We start from the raw sequence: 14,368 nt of genomic DNA on the forward strand, positions 1-14,368 counted from the left end.
CGCCGCCCCCTTCGCGGGTAAACCCGCTCCCACAGGTACTGCACCGCTCTCAAGGTTGGTGATTGACCTGTGGGAGCGGGCTTGCCCGCGAAGAGGGCGACTCGGTCTCAAAGGCTGAACCGCCCCACCATTCCCCGCAACTGCTGCCCCAACTGTTCCAGCTCGCCACTGGAAGTCGCCGTCTGCTCACTGGCCGCACTGGTCTGTTCCGACACATCCCGCACACTGATCACGCTACGGTTGATCTGCTCGGCCACCACGCTCTGTTGCTCGCTGGCCGTGGCAATCTGTTGGTTCATCCCCTGAATGCTCGATACCGTGTCGGTGATCTGGGCCAAGGCATGCCCGGCCCTGCGGCTCAGCTCAACGCTCTGCTCGGTCAGCCGCTTGCTGTCGTCGAGAAGGCGGGTGACCTCGTCGGTACCGCTGTGCAGGCTGCCGATCAGTTGCTCGATTTCTTCGGTGGACTGCTGGGTGCGCTGCGCCAGCCCGCGCACCTCATCGGCCACCACGGCAAAACCACGGCCCGCTTCACCTGCCCTGGCGGCTTCGATCGCCGCGTTGAGGGCCAGCAGGTTGGTCTGCTCCGACACTGATTTGATGACATCGAGAATGCTGCTGATGCGCAGGCTTTCGCCGGCCAGGTGCTGCATGGCGGCCAGGCAATGGTCCATCTGCCGTGCCAGCTGTTCGATGCGGCCGATGGCTTCGGCCACCACTTGATCACCCAGTTGCGCCTGCTGGTCGGCGTTGGTGGCTGCCAGCGAGGCTTGTTCAGCATTCTGTGCAACCTCTTGTACCGTGGCGCTCATCTGGTTCATCGCGGTGGCCACCTGGTCGGTCTCCTCGCGCTGCTGGTTGATGCGCAGCTTGGTGTCCTCACTGCTGGCTGCCAGCTGCGATGCGGCCTGTGACAGCTGGCCGACACCGTGGTCGATGCCGCCGATCAGCTCACGCAGGCTCACGGTCATCTCGCCCATGCGGGTCTGCAACTGCCCCATCTCGTCGCGGCGCTGCACGGGTTCGAGCTGGCTCAGGTCGCCTTTGGCAATGCGCGCGGCCAAGCCCAGGGTCTGGCGCAAGGGTTGAGTGATCTGCAGGGTTATCAGCCAGCCGGCGACGATACCCACGATCAGGGCCAGCAGCGCCACGCTGGTGAGCAAGGAACGGGCGGCCACGGCCTCGCTGTCTCGTTGTTCCACCTTCCGTTTACCCAGTTCCAGGCTGACCGACCTGAGCTCGTTGCCCATCTGCTCCATTTCATTCTGCAGCTGTTCGACCTGCAGCGCCGTGCGGCGGTACTGGTCCAGGCTGGTGCGGTATTTGGCCAGCTCGATGCCTGGCTGTTCTGTCAGCGTGGGTGGCAGGCCAAGCGGGGCGAGCCCCTTGAGCAACTGGCCGAGGCTGGCATCGGCGGCATTCAGAGCGGTATCACCGACCTTGGCGAAGTCCTCGAGCGGCGAGAACGTGTAGGCCGGCACCAGGCTCTGCTGGTTGGCGGTGTCGACCTGGCGGCTCAGGGTGTCCATCATGCCCAGCAAGCCGCCCTGGCTGTCAGCCGGCATCTTCAGCAGGGCCTGGGTCTGCAGTTGGTCGATGACGTCGTTCAGCTTCTGTTCCTGCGCTTGCATGCCGGCGCGAAGTGCGCGACGCGTGTCGACGCTGCGCTGCAGGGTGGTGAAGTTCTCGCGCAGGCGCTGCAGCAGTTGCAGCTTCTGGGTCAGCATCTGGCGCGATTCATCAACGCTGCTGCGCTGTTGCAGGGTGGTCAGCATGGCATCCAGCTGCTGCAGAATTCCGGCGATCTGCGCCTTGCTGGCGTCGTCGGCCAGCACCCGGTAGGTGATGCGCTCGGCGCGCAGGTCTTTGACCAGATCATTGATCCGGGCAATTTCGCTGAGTTGTTCCGAGCGGCTGATGGCGCCGTCCAGGGCACGCCAGCCGCTGACCGTGGTGGCCAGGGTAAGCGCAAGGACTACGGCGAAGCCGAGAGCAAGCTTGGCGCCGACACTGATATTGCCGAGCCTGTGATTGAGGTAGCCGAACATGGCAGGTCTCCGTCCTGTGGGTGGGGATGGGATGCTGGCGTAGTGCTGGCATCTCATCCCTGCCCATCGGCCTATGGCCTGTAGGACTTGACCTGAAAACTATGTAGGAAAATTCAGCGCATGCACTGACGTGTCAGAGCCGGAACCGTCCAACCAACCCTTGCAGGTGGGTGCCCAGGCGAGCCAGTTCGACACTGGAACTGGCGGTCTCCTCGCTCGCCGCCGATGTCTGGTCGGAGATATCGCGCACATTCATCACGCTGCGATTGATCTCTTCAGCCGTGGCACTCTGTTGCTCGGCGGCCGTGGCGATCTGCTGGTTCATGGCCTGGATCGACGACACCGTGTGGGTGATGGTTTCCAGCGAGTTGCCGGCGCGGCGGGTCAGTTCGACGCTGCTGTCGGTCAGCTGACGGCTGGCGTCCATCACGCTGGCCACGCGCTGGGTACCGCTTTGCAGGCCGGCGATCAGCTCTTCGATTTCTTCGGTGGATTGCTGTGTGCGCTGGGCCAGGCTGCGCACTTCGTCGGCGACCACCGCGAAGCCACGGCCGGCCTCACCGGCACGCGCCGCTTCGATGGCGGCATTGAGCGCCAGCAGGTTGGTCTGTTGGGCCACCGACTTGATCACGTCGAGCACGCTGCCGATCTTGTCGCTTTCGGCCTTGAGCTGGTTCATCGCTTCGCTGGAATTGACCACCTCGCTGGCCAGGCGCTCGATTTGCGCGACCGCTTCGCCTACCACGCGATCGCCCTCGCGCGCCTGCTGGTCAGCCATGGCCGCGGCTTCCGAGGCCTGTTCGGCATTGCGTGCCACTTCATGCACGGTGGCGGCCATCTCGTTCATCGCGGTTGCCACCTGGTCAGTCTCGACCTTTTGATTGTTGACCCCGGCGCTGGTCTGCTCGGTGACCGCCGACAGCTCTTCGGCGGCGCTGGCGATCTGTGTCACGCCATCGCCGATACCCCCGATCAGCTCGCGCAAGCCCTGGGTCATGCGCTGCATGCTGGACTGCAGCTGGCCGAGTTCGTCGCGGCGGGTCGAATGCAGGTCCTGGCGCAGGTCGCCGTTGGCCACTCGCTCGGCAGCAGCCAGGGTCTGGCGCAGGGGGATGATGATCTGCCGGGTAATCGCCCAGGCCGCGAGCAGGCCCAGTACCAGGGCCAGTGCGGTAGCGCTGCCGAGCATGATCTTGGCCTGGTGGGTGCCGGCATCGCGTACTGCGGTCTGCGAAAGGGTCATCGCTTCGCTGGTCTGCAGCAGTACCGTGCCTTGGTCACTCATGCGTTGTAGCGCCTGTTCGCTGGCGCTTTGAGCCGTGCCGAACTGGGTCACCGCATCGCGGTAGGCGGCCAGTGCGGTGGCTGAATCGTCAAGGCTGGCAGCGTATTCGGCCGGCAACCTGGCGGGCAGTGCCTTGAGCTCGGTTAGGGCCTGGTCGATGGCTGTCAGCGCGGTCTGCTGGTACTCGGCGTTGCCGCTGTAGGTGTAACCACGCACCTGGAAGCGCGCCTGTTGCACCAGTGCACTGACGTCCACGGCATGCTGGTACTGGTTGATGTCGCCAGCCTGCAGCAGGCGCTGCTGTACCCGGCTGATCAGTTCGACGGCCTTGTCGGCGCTGTCGCCCAATACGCCGCGCGCAGCCTCGCGGCGCTGGGCGGCTTGCTTGAGGTCGTTGAAGGCCTGCAGGTACTGGCTCACGGCAGCCTGCTGCTGTTGCAGGCGCTGCTGGTCGGTGGGTTGCTCGATCTGCCCGAGCATGAAGTTGATCTGGCGCTCGAGAGTGCCGAGGGCCTTTTCCAGCTCGCCGATGGCCGCTTCGTTGCGGTCACGCTGGTAGTGCTGGCGGGCGATGCGCAGCTCCTGGGTGTACTGGTGGATCACCGAGATGTTGCCCAGCTTGTCGCCGCGCGCGGTGACGCCGTCCAGGCCTTGCCAACCGGTGAAGGTGATGGCCAGGGTCAGCAACAACACCAGGCCGAAGCCCAGTCCCAACTTGCGATTGACGCTTACATTCCCCAGCGATTGGGAAAACCATTGGTACATGTTCGACTCCCCGGCAACGTGGCGGCACGAATTATTGTAGTGTTGCCAACACCATCGGCTTGCGCCGGGGAAACTTTATAGGGAAAAGCTGACCCGTTAGTCAGAAAATCCTTGAGAGCAAGGCAGTTACAGCCGTTTCCACACGCAGAATGCGCTCACCCAGCTGCACGGGCGCCAGGCCAGCCTTGCCCAGCAAGTCCACCTCGTAGGGAATCCAGCCACCTTCAGGCCCGATCGCCAGGGTGACTGGCCCCTCGACGGCGCGTGGGCAGGCCGGGTAGGGGCCGGGGTGGCCGACCAGGCCGAGGGTGCCGTCGGCGATGGCAGGCAGGCGGTCTTCGACGAAGGGTTTGAAGCGCTTCTCGATGATCACCTCGGGCAGCACCGTGTCACGGGCCTGTTCCAGGCCGAGAATCAGGTTCTCGCGAATGGTTTCAGGGTTGAGAAAGGGCGTTTGCCAGAAGCTTTTCTCGACCTTGTAGCTGTTGATCAGGATCAGCCGCGGCACACCCAAGGTCGCCACGGTCTGGAACAGCCGGCGCAGCATCTTCGGTCGCGGCACGGCCAGCACCAGGGTCAGCGGCAGCTTGGCTGGTGGCTGCTGGTCGAAGGCGACCTCCAGCTCGGCTTCGTGCGTTTCCAGGCGCAGCACCGTGGCCTTGCCCATCAGGCCGTTGATACGGCCCACGCGCAGCGTATCGCCCACGGCGACACGGTGGATGTCCTGCATGTGGGTGAAGCGCCGATCAGCGAGGACAACGCGGTCGGCCGAGACGAAGTCGGCCTCTTCAAGGAGTAACAGGTTCACGGCTGGGTCGCTGGCGGCTGGTCGTTATGATCGTTGGTGGCTTCGTCGTCGGCATGGCTGCGCTTGCGGATCAGGCTGCCGCACAGCACGCCGATCTCGAACAGCAGCCACATGGGCACGGCGAGCAACGTCTGCGAGAAGATGTCTGGCGGGGTGAGGATCATGCCGACCACGAAGCAGCCGATGATCACGTACGGGCGGACCTTCTTCAGGTACTTCACGTCGACCACGCCGATCCACACCAGCAGCACCACGGCCACCGGGATCTCGAAGGCGACACCGAAGGCGAAGAACAGCGTCATGACGAAATCAAGGTAGGCGGTGATGTCGGTCATCATCGCCACGCCTTCCGGCGTAGCTTTGGCGAAGAAGCTGAACATCAGCGGGAACACCAGGAAATAGGCGAAGGCCATGCCGGCGTAGAACAGCAGAATGCTCGACACCAGCAACGGAATGGCGATGCGCTTTTCATGGCGGTACAGGCCTGGTGCGATGAAGCCCCAGATCTGCTGGAGGATGAACGGGATCGCCAGGAACAGCGAAACGATCATGGTCAGCTTGAACGGCGTCAGGAACGGTGAGGCCACGTCGGTGGCGATCATCGTCGCGTTGGCCGGCAAATGGTCACGCAGCGGTGCCGACACCAGGGTGTAGATCTGCTGGGCGAACGAGAACAGCCCGGCAAAGATCAGGAAAATGACCGCCACGCAGCGCAGCAGGCGGGTACGCAGTTCGGTCAGGTGCGAGACCAGCGGCATCGGCTGGTCGTGTTCCGGATTTTCGCTCATGGGGCTCGCGGCGGTTGAGGCTGTTCGGGCGGTGTCGGCGTGGCCGTCGGCGTTACCGGCGCGACCGGTGTTGCCGTTGGTGCTGCGGCAGGCTGGGTGGCGGTTGGCGACGGTGCAGGCGGTATCTGCGGGTTGAGGATACGCTTGGCTTCCTCTTCCATCTGCAGAATGTGCTCGTTATGCAACTGGCGACGGATGTCGTCGGCGCCGATTTCGCGCTCGACCTCCATCTTGATCGCGTTGAAGCTGCGTTTCAGCCGCCCGATCCACAGCCCCGCAGTACGCGCGGCACCCGGCAGGCGCTCGGGGCCGAGCACCAGCAGGGCGACCAGGCCGACGAGCAGCAGCTCGCTGAAGCTGATGCCGAACATGGGTCAGTCTTTCCGCTGCGGCTCTTGGACCGGCTGGGCCTGGCCCTCGATGGTGTGGCCTTGCTGCGGCTGCACAGTATTCTGCACTGGCGGCACAGGCTGGGCCGGTGGCGGGGTCTGCTCGGCCGGTTTGTTCTCTTCTTCGCTCATGGCCTTGCGGAAGCCCTTGATCGATTCGCCCAGGTCGCTGCCGAAGTTCTTCAGCTTCTTGGTGCCGAACACCAGGACGACGACGATCAGCAGGACGATCCAGTGTTTCCAGTCAAAAATACCCATGGTGCTCTCCTAGAATGCGGTTTGCTCAGGCCGAGGGCTGACGCGCGGCCTTTTCATCGTGCCCGGACAGCCCGAAACGGCGCTCCAGTTCATCGAGCACGGCTTGTGGATGCTGGCCCAGCGCGCTGAGCATGACCAGGCTATGGAACCACAAGTCTGCGGTTTCATAGATGACATCGCTGTAATCCTTGCTCACGGCGGCGTCTTTGGCCGCAATGATGGTCTCGACGGACTCTTCGCCGAGCTTTTCGAGGATCTTGTTCAGGCCCTTGTGGTACAGGCTGGCCACGTAGGAGCTGTCGGGAGCCGCTTGTTTGCGCTCTTCGAGCACTTCGGCCAGGCGGTTGAGGGTGTCGCTCATGTCAGTGTCCTGCGCTGTAGATGGCATCCGGGTCTTTCAGAACCGGGTCGACGGTTTTCCACTGGCCGTCTTCGTAGACGCGGTAGAAGCAGCTTTCACGGCCAGTATGGCAAGCGATATGGCCCAGCTGCTCGACCATCAGGATGATCACATCGGCATCACAGTCCAGGCGCATTTCATGCAGCTTCTGCACATGGCCGGACTCTTCGCCCTTGCGCCACAGCTTGCCACGGGAACGCGACCAGTAGATGGCACGTTGCTCGGCGGCGGTCAGCGCCAGCGATTCGCGGTTCATCCAGGCCATCATCAGCACGCGTCCGGTCTTGTGGTCCTGGGCGATCGCCGGTACCAGGCCGTCGCTGTTCCACTTGATCTCGTCCAGCCAGTCTTTCATCGTCGACTCCAAAGCGGGCCCGCTCCTGTGCCAGGCCCTTTGCGCTAGTGTGCCAGCCAGCAGCGCGGCTGGCTATTGGCGCACGATCAGGTAAAGGCCGGCGGCCAGCATCAGCCACGCCGGCCAGGCCCCAGGCGCGGCCAGGCTGGCGGCCTCGGCGGCACCAGTGGCCAGCACCGCACCGCCGCCAAGCAGGCCGGCGCCGAGCAGGCGCAGCGCCCAGCGGTCGCCCTGGCGACGGCGTTCCGGCAGTTGTGGGTCTTCCAGGTGCGGCTGCGACAGGCGCTCGAGCAGGTCGCGGGCCATGCCGGCAAGGTGCGGCAGCTGCTCGACCTGGCCATGAATGTTGCCGAACACGGCCTTGGGGCTCATGCGCTCGCGCATCCAGCGTTCCAGGTACGGCTTGGCGGTGCTCCACAGGTCCAGGTCCGGGTACAGCTGGCGGCCCAGGCCTTCGATGTTGAGCAGGGTCTTCTGCAGCAGCACCAGTTGCGGCTGGACTTCCATGTTGAAGCGCCGTGCGGTCTGGAACAGGCGCATCAGCACCTGGCCAAAGGAAATATCCTTCAACGGTTTTTCGAAGATCGGCTCGCACACCGTGCGGATTGCCGCTTCGAACTCGTTGACCTTGGTGTGCGCCGGCACCCAGCCCGAGTCGATGTGCAGCTGGGCAACGCGGCGGTAGTCGCGCTTGAAGAAGGCGATCAGGTTGCGCGCCAGGTAGTCCTGGTCCTCGGCGGTGAGGCTGCCGACGATGCCGCAGTCGATGGCGATGTACTGCGGGCTCCACGGTTTGACCGTGCTGACGAAGATGTTGCCCGGGTGCATGTCGGCATGGAAGAAGCTGTCGCGGAAAACCTGGGTGAAGAACACTTCCACGCCGCGCTCGGCCAGCATCTTCATGTCGGTGCGCTGGTCGGCCAGGGTCGCCATGTCGGTCACTGGCACGCCGTAGATGCGCTCCATCACCAGCACCTTGGGGCGGCACAGGTCCCAGTACACCTGGGGCACGTACATCAGCTCGGAGCCTTCGAAGTTGCGCCGCAGCTGGCTGGCGTTGGCCGCCTCGCGCAGCAGGTCGAGTTCGTCATAGATGGTCTTTTCGTAGTCGCCGACGATTTCCACCGGGTGCAGGCGGCGGGCATCGGCCGAGGCGCGTTCGGCGGCCTTGGCGATCAGGAACAGCCAGGCCAGGTCCTGGGCGATCACTGGCTTCAGGCCCGGGCGAACCACCTTGACCACCACCTCTTCGCCACTCTTGAGGCGGGCGGCATGCACCTGGGCTACCGAGGCCGAGGCCAGCGGCTCGACGTCGAAGCGGCTGAACACTTCGCCGACCTTGGCACCGAGCTGATCTTCGATCAACGCCACGGCTTTTTTCGGGTCGAATGGCGGTACGCGGTCCTGCAGCAGCATCAGCTCGTCGGCGATGTCGGTGGGCAGCAGGTCGCGGCGCGTGGACAGCAACTGGCCGAACTTGATGAAGATCGGCCCCAGGTCCTGCAGCGCCAGGCGCAGGCGTGCACCACGGCTGAGTTCGGAGGGTTTGCGTGGCAGCCAGCGCCATGGCATCAGCAGGCGCAGGCTGGCCAGCCACCAGGGCAGCAGGGGCTGATCGAACAGCAGGTCATCGAGACGGTAGCGGATCACCACACGCTGGATGCGAAAAAGACGGCGGACGGCGAGCAGCTTCATGCGTTATCGCTGGTATCAAGGGATCGGGAGAGGCGCAGCAGGCGCGCCTCGAGGCGTTCGATATCGAGCTTGAGGGTGTCGAGCTCGCTGAAAGCGGCTTCGGCTTCGCGCTGGCCCACCAGGGTGCGTGATTCCTCGGCCAGGTACTCGGACAGGTTCTGGCTGAAACGTGCCAGACCCTGACGGGTCCAGCGTGCTCGCAGGCGGATATGGCCGGCGAGCATCGCCGTGGCGACCGGGCCGAGCCAGCGCTGCAGCTCGTGTTCCCAGTCCAGCTCCAGGTCCTGCAGCACGCCGAACAGGTCCAGCAGCACGGCGCTGTCGCCATGCAGCTCGACCTGCGGGCTGTGCAACACGGCGGTCTTGTCCCGGGTTACGGCCAGTTGCACCAGGCTGCCAGCCGGAGCGCGCAGGCTGCAGTCGACCTCACCCGCCCAATGGGCGGCGAGCATCAGGCCTTCTTCATCGGGCAGGATGAACACCTGCAAGGCCGGTTGGCGGCAGTCGATCTCGATGACCTTGCCTTCCAGCGCGGCCAGCCGCGGCAACGCCGTGCTGTCCATGCGCAGGACGCGGTTCAGGCCATGTTCGACACTGGCGAGCAGCCCGGCCAGCAGCATCAGGGCTTGATTCCCCGGTGCACGGCAACGATACCGCTGGTCATGTTGTGGTAGGTGACGCGGTCGAAACCGGCCTCGACCATCATGCTCTTGAGGGTTTCCTGGTCAGGGTGCATGCGGATCGACTCGGCGAGGTAGCGGTAGCTGTCGGCGTCGTTGGTGATCAGCTTGCCGGCCAGCGGCATGAAGGCGAACGAGTAGGCGTCGTAGGCCTTGGACATCAGCTTGTTGGTCGGCTTGGAGAACTCCAGGATCAACAGGCGCCCGCCCGGCTTGAGCACGCGCAGCATCGAGCGGATGGCTTCGTCCTTGTGGGTGACGTTGCGCAGGCCGAAGGCAATGGTCACGCAGTCGAAGTGGTTGTCGGGGAACGGCAGCTTTTCGGCATCGGCCTGGACGAACTCGATGTTGCCGGCCACGCCGCGGTCGAGCAGGCGGTCACGGCCGACCTTGAGCATCGAATCGTTGATGTCGGCCAGTACCACCTGGCCCGTCGGGCCGACCAGGCGCGAGAACTTGGCGGCCAGGTCGCCGGTGCCGCCGGCGATGTCCAGCACGCGGTTGCCGGCGCGCACGCCCGACAGCTCGATGGTAAAGCGCTTCCACAGGCGGTGCATGCCGCCGGAGAGCACGTCGTTCATCAGGTCGTACTTGGCGGCCACCGAGTGGAACACTTCGGCGACTTTCTTCGCCTTCTGGCTTTCAGGGACGTCCTGGTAGCCGAAATGGGTGGTGGGTTCGGCGTGGTCGCCTTTGCGCTGGTCGTTCATATCGCTTCACCGGAAAAAATTACCGCCATTCTAGGGCGAACGGGCGGATTTGTCTTGGCGGGGTGTGCCTTGGGGCAGGGGCGGGCATAATGCAGATTATGTCTACATACCCAGGAACACCCGCATGACCCAGATCAGCGTCGAACGCAAACACTCCCTCGGCCGCGATGCCGCCCGCGCCAAGGCCGAAGCGCTGGTCGACAAGCTCAGCCGCGAATACGACCTCAAGGCCACCTGGAATGGTGATCGGGTCGACGTGGCGCGCAGCGGCGCCAACGGTAGCGTGCATATTGGCGAGGACAGCATCCGCGTTGAACTCAAGCTCGGCATGATGCTGTCGATGATGAGCAGCACCATCAAGAGCGAGATCGAGCGCGCGCTGGACAAGGCCCTGGCTTGAAGCGGCTGCCCTTGCCTTAGGGTGAGGATTCTAATTTTCCTCTTTACCTTGTGCTCAAGCCCAGCCTCCATGGGCGCATCCTCCCTCCACTCATGAGCATGAGGTACAGAGCATGGCCAAAGTGACTGTGAAGAAAAAGGAAGACGCCCAGAGCACCCTGGGCGAGGTGCGCGGCTACGCGCGCAAGATCTGGCTGGCGGGCATCGGCGCTTATGCGCGGGTTGGCCAGGAAGGTTCCGACTACTTTCAGGAGCTGGTGAAAGCCGGTGAAGGCGTCGAGAAACGCGGCAAGAAGCGTATCGACAAAGAGCTCGATGCCGCCAACAACCAGATCGACGAAGCCACCCAAGAGGTCAGCCGCGTACGCGGCAAGGTCGAGATTCAACTCGACAAGATCGAAAAAGCTTTCGACGCACGGGTAGGTCGCGCCTTGAATCGCCTTGGCATTCCGTCTAAACATGACGTTGAGGCGTTGTCCATCAAGCTTGAACAGCTGCATGAGCTGCTCGAGCGCGTCGCGCACAAACCATAAGGAGAGCAGGATGGCTGGCAAGAAGAATTCCGATAAAGAAGGCAGCTCCTGGATCGGCGGGATCGAGAAGTACTCCCGCAAGATCTGGCTGGCGGGGCTGGGTATCTATTCGAAAGTCGACCAGGACGGTCCGAAGCTGTTCGACTCGCTGGTGAAGGATGGCGAGAAGGCCGAGAAGCAAGCCAAGAAGACCGCAGAAGACGTGGCCCAAGGCGCCAAGTCGTCGACCACTTCGCGCGTTTCCGGCGTGAAGGACCGTGCCCTGGGCAAGTGGAGCGAACTCGAAGAAGCCTTCGACAAGCGCCTGAACAGCGCCATCTCGCGCCTGGGCGTACCGAGCCGCAACGAGATCAAGGCCCTGCACCAGCAGGTCGACAGCCTGACCAAACAGATCGAGAAACTGACCGGCGCTTCGGTCACCCCGATCTCCTCGCGCTCTGCAGCGGCCAAGCCCGCAGCGAGCAAGGCGGCGGCCAAGCCATTGGCCAAGCCTGCGGCAAAAACGGCGGCTGCCAAACCGGCAGCTAAAACTGCAGCTAAACCGGCAGCGGCCAAACCCGCAGCCAAGACCGCAGCGGCCAAGCCAGCAGCAAAACCGGCTGCCAAGCCTGTTGCAGCCAAGCCAGCCGCAGCAAAGAAGCCAGCGGTGAAGAAGGCCCCGGCCAAACCGGCAGCCGCCAAACCGGCAGCACCCGTGGCCAGCGCCGCGCCGGCCGCTACCGCAGCGCCGGCACCTACGGCGGCCCCGGCCAGCAACCCGCCTTCGGCTCCGGCCAGCACTGGCTCGCTGCTCTGATAGCGGTGTAATGCCTTTCGCGGGTAAACCCGCTCCCACAGAAACAGCGCCGGATCAAGCATCAGCGCTGTACCTTGTGGGGGCGGGTTTACCCGCGAAGGCGGCGGTGCAGCAATACATCCCCTACCGGCTTACCCCTCCAGATACCGCACAGCCAACTCTTCTGCCGCCGCCCGTGCCTGTTCCTGCAGATGCGGCGCCACCAGCATCATCACTTGATACACCACGATCCCCACGTCGCCCTCGCGCCCCAGCACCCGCTGGTAGTCCAGCGAGAACATCAAAGTCAGGGTGATCTGTTCCACCAGTTGCCCCAGAGCTTGCGTCTCACTGACCACTTGCCCCTGGCCCTTGAGGCTGGCCAGCAGTGCCGCCAGCGTGCGCTTGAGCGCATTGATCAGGCTGCGCATGCCCCGTGCCAGCTTGGGCAGGCGCCCGGTCAGGTTGGACAGGTCCTGGAACAGAAACCGGTACTGGGCCATGCGCTCGACGATCAGGTGCAGGAACAGCCAGTAGTCCTCGGCCTCCAGGCGCACCTCCAGCGGTGGGTCGAGCAATGGCATCAGCGCTTCCTCGAAACGGTCGAACAACCCGTGAATCAGGGGCTCCTTGCCGTGGAAGTGGTAGTACAGGTTGCCCGGGCTGATGCCCAGTTCGTTGGCGATCTCCAGTGTCGATACATTGGGTTCGCCCTGTGAGTTGAACAGCTGCAGGGCGCACTCGAGGATACGGTCGCGGGTCTTCATCCAGTCGTGGTGCTCATCGGGTCAGGACATAGGTGCCTGGCGCAGGGCCCAGCGGTGGATAAGTGGCGTTACCCAGCTCCGTGCGTGGCGCCTTGAGCGGGCCGGAGCGCGGCGTGATCCACTCCAGCCACAGCGGCCACCAGCTGCCGTCGCGGCGCTGCGCGTCATGGAACCAGGCGCGTGGGTCGCTCGAGAGTTTGGGGTTTTCCAGGTAGTACGCCTTGGGGTTGCCCGGCGGGTTGATGATGCTCTGGATGTGCCCGCTGTTGGCCAGCACGAACTGCCGGTCGCCACCGAGCAGCATGGCCGAGCGATACACTGCGTCCCATGGCGTGATGTGGTCGTTGCTGCCAGCTACGGTGAAGCTGTCGAGGTCGACCTGCTTGAGGTCGATCGGTGTGCCGCACACTTCCAGGCCCGCAGGGTGGGTCAGTGGGTTTACCTTGAAAAAGTCCAGCAAGTCGCCATGCAGCGCGGCCGGCAGGCGTGTGCTGTCGGCGTTCCAGTAAAGAATGTCGAAGGCAGGCGGGGTCTTGCCGAGCAGGTAGTTGTTGACCCAGTAATTCCAGATCAGGTCGTTGGGCCGCATCCAGGCGAAAATCCGTGCCACTTCGCCACCGTCCAGCACGCCGCGCTGGTACGAGCGACGCTTGGCTGCCTCGATGGTCTGCTCGTCGGCGAACAGGCTGGCGGGGCTGTCGAACTTGCTGTCGAGCAGGCTGACCAGATAAGTGGCGCTACGTACCCGGCGCAGCTGGTGCTTGGCCTGCAGGTGACCCTGCAGCGCGGCCATGGTCAAGCCACCGGCGCAGGCACCCATCAGGTTCGGGTCACGGTTGCCGCTGATGCTGCGGCAGGCGTTGAGCGCTTCTTCCAGCGCCTGTACATAACTCGACAGGCCCCACTCACGGTGGCGTGGGTCGGGGTTGCGCCAGCTGACCATGAACACCTGCAAGCCGTTCTTGAGCATGTACTGGACGAAGCTGTTGGTCGGCTGCAGGTCGAAAATGTAGTACTTGTTGATCTGTGGCGGCACCACCAGCACGGGCCGGGCGTGCTGCTTCTCGCTCATCGGCTTGTACTGGATGAGCTCCAGCTGATCGTTGCGGAACACTACCGCGCCTGGCGTGGCGGCCAGGTTGCCGCCGACTTCGAAGGCGCGCTCGTCCACCTGGCGCGGCAGGCCGTCGTTGTGACGCAAATCATCGAGCAGGTGGGCGACACCGCGTACCAGGCTTTGCCCACCGGTGTTGAACAGCTCCTTGACCGCCAGCGGGTTGAGCAACGAGTTGCTCGGTGCCAGGGCGTCGTTGATCAGGGTGAACAGAAAGTGCGCACGGGCCCGATCATCATCGTTCAGATGGCTTTCATCGATCCACAGGCGGGTCTGTTTCTGCCAGGCCAGGTAGGCCTGCAGGCCGCGCCGGTAGAACGGGTTCTGGCTCCAGGTCGGATCGCTGAAACGTGTATCGCGCGCGCTCGGCTGATAGGGCGTGTCGCCGAGCATCACCCGGCCCAGCTGGCCGCTCAGGGCCAGCAGGTGGCGGGCGGTGTGCAGCGGGTTGCGCAGGCCATGGCGGCCAACACTGCGCAAGGTGGAAATCAGGTCGCGACCGCGCAGGCCAAGGATGGCGTTCTGTACGTTCATGCTGGTGGCGGGGAGCGTTGACGTTCCTTTGGCCGGTTTTTCTTTCATGGCAACAACTCCCTTGT

Annotated in this window: 16 protein-coding genes and 1 pseudogene; 3 read left to right on the forward strand and 14 right to left on the reverse strand. The window is 63.9% G+C overall.

The features are described from left to right. Positions 1 to 107: 107 nt before the first annotated feature. The 12 genes and pseudogenes from ACIPZ5_RS12010 to ubiE form a co-directional block, all read right to left on the reverse strand. The gene (locus ACIPZ5_RS12010; protein WP_400809050.1) at positions 108 to 1,001 is read right to left on the reverse strand and encodes a methyl-accepting chemotaxis protein; all 894 of its coding nucleotides are present in this window, start codon (positions 999 to 1,001) and stop codon (positions 108 to 110) included. Between the two features lie 9 nt (positions 1,002 to 1,010). Next, positions 1,011 to 2,105 (reverse strand): annotated as a pseudogene (locus ACIPZ5_RS12015) (methyl-accepting chemotaxis protein); the annotation flags it as partial. Between the two features lie 76 nt (positions 2,106 to 2,181). Continuing rightward, complete coding sequence (locus tag ACIPZ5_RS12020; protein ID WP_400808807.1) at positions 2,182 to 4,098, reverse strand: methyl-accepting chemotaxis protein; 1,917 nt, start codon at positions 4,096 to 4,098, stop codon at positions 2,182 to 2,184. Between the two features lie 100 nt (positions 4,099 to 4,198). Beyond that, positions 4,199 to 4,906, reverse strand: a complete 708-nt coding sequence (locus ACIPZ5_RS12025; protein ID WP_261942372.1) for a 16S rRNA (uracil(1498)-N(3))-methyltransferase — start codon at positions 4,904 to 4,906, stop codon at positions 4,199 to 4,201. Further along, positions 4,903 to 5,694, reverse strand: coding sequence for a twin-arginine translocase subunit TatC (gene tatC, locus ACIPZ5_RS12030; RefSeq protein ID WP_400808810.1), 792 nt, complete (start codon positions 5,692 to 5,694; stop codon positions 4,903 to 4,905). The genes ACIPZ5_RS12025 and tatC overlap by 4 nt, the downstream gene beginning before the upstream one ends. Continuing rightward, on the reverse strand, positions 5,691 to 6,065 hold the full coding sequence (tatB, locus tag ACIPZ5_RS12035) for a Sec-independent protein translocase protein TatB (RefSeq protein WP_261942374.1): 375 nt from the start codon (positions 6,063 to 6,065) through the stop codon (positions 5,691 to 5,693). Before tatB ends, tatC begins: the two co-directional genes overlap by 4 nt. 3 nt (positions 6,066 to 6,068) lie before the next feature. After that, on the reverse strand, positions 6,069 to 6,341 hold the full coding sequence (locus tag ACIPZ5_RS12040; protein WP_261942375.1) for a twin-arginine translocase TatA/TatE family subunit: 273 nt from the start codon (positions 6,339 to 6,341) through the stop codon (positions 6,069 to 6,071). Between the two features lie 25 nt (positions 6,342 to 6,366). After that, positions 6,367 to 6,702 (reverse strand): phosphoribosyl-ATP diphosphatase, encoded by a 336-nt coding sequence (locus ACIPZ5_RS12045; protein WP_013974545.1) that lies wholly within the window; start codon positions 6,700 to 6,702, stop codon positions 6,367 to 6,369. 1 nt (position 6,703) lies between these two features. Continuing rightward, positions 6,704 to 7,096 (reverse strand): phosphoribosyl-AMP cyclohydrolase, encoded by a 393-nt coding sequence (hisI, locus tag ACIPZ5_RS12050; RefSeq protein WP_079229999.1) that lies wholly within the window; start codon positions 7,094 to 7,096, stop codon positions 6,704 to 6,706. 72 nt (positions 7,097 to 7,168) lie between these two features. After that, positions 7,169 to 8,791, reverse strand: coding sequence for a ubiquinone biosynthesis regulatory protein kinase UbiB (ubiB, locus tag ACIPZ5_RS12055; RefSeq protein WP_261942376.1), 1,623 nt, complete (start codon positions 8,789 to 8,791; stop codon positions 7,169 to 7,171). Next, positions 8,788 to 9,411 (reverse strand): SCP2 domain-containing protein, encoded by a 624-nt coding sequence (locus tag ACIPZ5_RS12060; protein ID WP_261942377.1) that lies wholly within the window; start codon positions 9,409 to 9,411, stop codon positions 8,788 to 8,790. The genes ubiB and ACIPZ5_RS12060 overlap by 4 nt, the downstream gene beginning before the upstream one ends. Beyond that, positions 9,411 to 10,181 carry a bifunctional demethylmenaquinone methyltransferase/2-methoxy-6-polyprenyl-1,4-benzoquinol methylase UbiE gene (gene ubiE, locus ACIPZ5_RS12065; protein WP_261942378.1) on the reverse strand — a complete coding sequence of 257 codons (771 nt, stop codon included), beginning with the start codon at positions 10,179 to 10,181 and terminating at the stop codon, positions 9,411 to 9,413. Before ubiE ends, ACIPZ5_RS12060 begins: the two co-directional genes overlap by 1 nt. Positions 10,182 to 10,305: 124 nt before the next feature. Here ubiE and ACIPZ5_RS12070 point away from each other — a divergent pair, with 124 nt between their 5' ends. From ACIPZ5_RS12070 to ACIPZ5_RS12080, 3 genes are all read left to right on the forward strand, one after another. Next, positions 10,306 to 10,581 carry a polyhydroxyalkanoic acid system family protein gene (locus tag ACIPZ5_RS12070; RefSeq protein ID WP_343597720.1) on the forward strand — a complete coding sequence of 92 codons (276 nt, stop codon included), beginning with the start codon at positions 10,306 to 10,308 and terminating at the stop codon, positions 10,579 to 10,581. A 112-nt stretch (positions 10,582 to 10,693) separates the two neighbouring features. After that, positions 10,694 to 11,113: a phasin family protein gene (locus tag ACIPZ5_RS12075; protein WP_261942380.1), complete on the forward strand. Its 420-nt coding sequence runs from the start codon at positions 10,694 to 10,696 to the stop codon at positions 11,111 to 11,113. 10 nt (positions 11,114 to 11,123) lie between these two features. Beyond that, entirely contained in the window at positions 11,124 to 11,909 is a 786-nt protein-coding gene (locus tag ACIPZ5_RS12080) for a phasin family protein (protein WP_400808815.1), read from the forward strand. Positions 11,910 to 12,040: 131 nt separating this feature from the next. On the opposite strand, the gene ACIPZ5_RS12085 is transcribed toward ACIPZ5_RS12080, so the two are convergent. Then, positions 12,041 to 12,655, reverse strand: a complete 615-nt coding sequence (locus ACIPZ5_RS12085) for a TetR/AcrR family transcriptional regulator (protein ID WP_060484670.1) — start codon at positions 12,653 to 12,655, stop codon at positions 12,041 to 12,043. A gap of 13 nt (positions 12,656 to 12,668) precedes the next feature. Continuing rightward, positions 12,669 to 14,351: a class II poly(R)-hydroxyalkanoic acid synthase gene (gene phaC, locus ACIPZ5_RS12090; RefSeq protein WP_261942384.1), complete on the reverse strand. Its 1,683-nt coding sequence runs from the start codon at positions 14,349 to 14,351 to the stop codon at positions 12,669 to 12,671. Positions 14,352 to 14,368: the final 17 nt, after the last annotated feature.

Source organism: Pseudomonas sp. NPDC089428, from assembly GCF_044749325.1.
GTDB lineage: Bacteria > Pseudomonadota > Gammaproteobacteria > Pseudomonadales > Pseudomonadaceae > Aquipseudomonas.

Bases quoted from the DNA above. Each gene is read 5' to 3' on its own strand.
- ACIPZ5_RS12040 (WP_261942375.1), bottom strand. From the start codon at position 6,341: ATGGGTATTTTTGACTGGAAACACTGGATCGTCCTGCTGATCGTCGTC.
- ACIPZ5_RS12070 (WP_343597720.1), top strand. From the start codon at position 10,306: ATGACCCAGATCAGCGTCGAACGCAAACACTCCCTCGGCCGCGATGCC.
- ACIPZ5_RS12020 (WP_400808807.1), bottom strand. From the start codon at position 4,098: ATGTACCAATGGTTTTCCCAATCGCTGGGGAATGTAAGCGTCAATCGC.
- ACIPZ5_RS12010 (WP_400809050.1), bottom strand. From the start codon at position 1,001: ATGGGGCAGTTGCAGACCCGCATGGGCGAGATGACCGTGAGCCTGCGT.
- ACIPZ5_RS12080 (WP_400808815.1), top strand. From the start codon at position 11,124: ATGGCTGGCAAGAAGAATTCCGATAAAGAAGGCAGCTCCTGGATCGGC.
- ACIPZ5_RS12045 (WP_013974545.1), bottom strand. From the start codon at position 6,702: ATGAGCGACACCCTCAACCGCCTGGCCGAAGTGCTCGAAGAGCGCAAA.
- ubiE (WP_261942378.1), bottom strand. From the start codon at position 10,181: ATGAACGACCAGCGCAAAGGCGACCACGCCGAACCCACCACCCATTTC.
- tatC (WP_400808810.1), bottom strand. From the start codon at position 5,694: ATGAGCGAAAATCCGGAACACGACCAGCCGATGCCGCTGGTCTCGCAC.
- ACIPZ5_RS12085 (WP_060484670.1), bottom strand. From the start codon at position 12,655: ATGAAGACCCGCGACCGTATCCTCGAGTGCGCCCTGCAGCTGTTCAAC.
- hisI (WP_079229999.1), bottom strand. From the start codon at position 7,096: ATGAAAGACTGGCTGGACGAGATCAAGTGGAACAGCGACGGCCTGGTA.
- ubiB (WP_261942376.1), bottom strand. From the start codon at position 8,791: ATGAAGCTGCTCGCCGTCCGCCGTCTTTTTCGCATCCAGCGTGTGGTG.
- phaC (WP_261942384.1), bottom strand. From the start codon at position 14,351: ATGAAAGAAAAACCGGCCAAAGGAACGTCAACGCTCCCCGCCACCAGC.
- ACIPZ5_RS12075 (WP_261942380.1), top strand. From the start codon at position 10,694: ATGGCCAAAGTGACTGTGAAGAAAAAGGAAGACGCCCAGAGCACCCTG.
- tatB (WP_261942374.1), bottom strand. From the start codon at position 6,065: ATGTTCGGCATCAGCTTCAGCGAGCTGCTGCTCGTCGGCCTGGTCGCC.
- ACIPZ5_RS12060 (WP_261942377.1), bottom strand. From the start codon at position 9,411: ATGCTGCTGGCCGGGCTGCTCGCCAGTGTCGAACATGGCCTGAACCGC.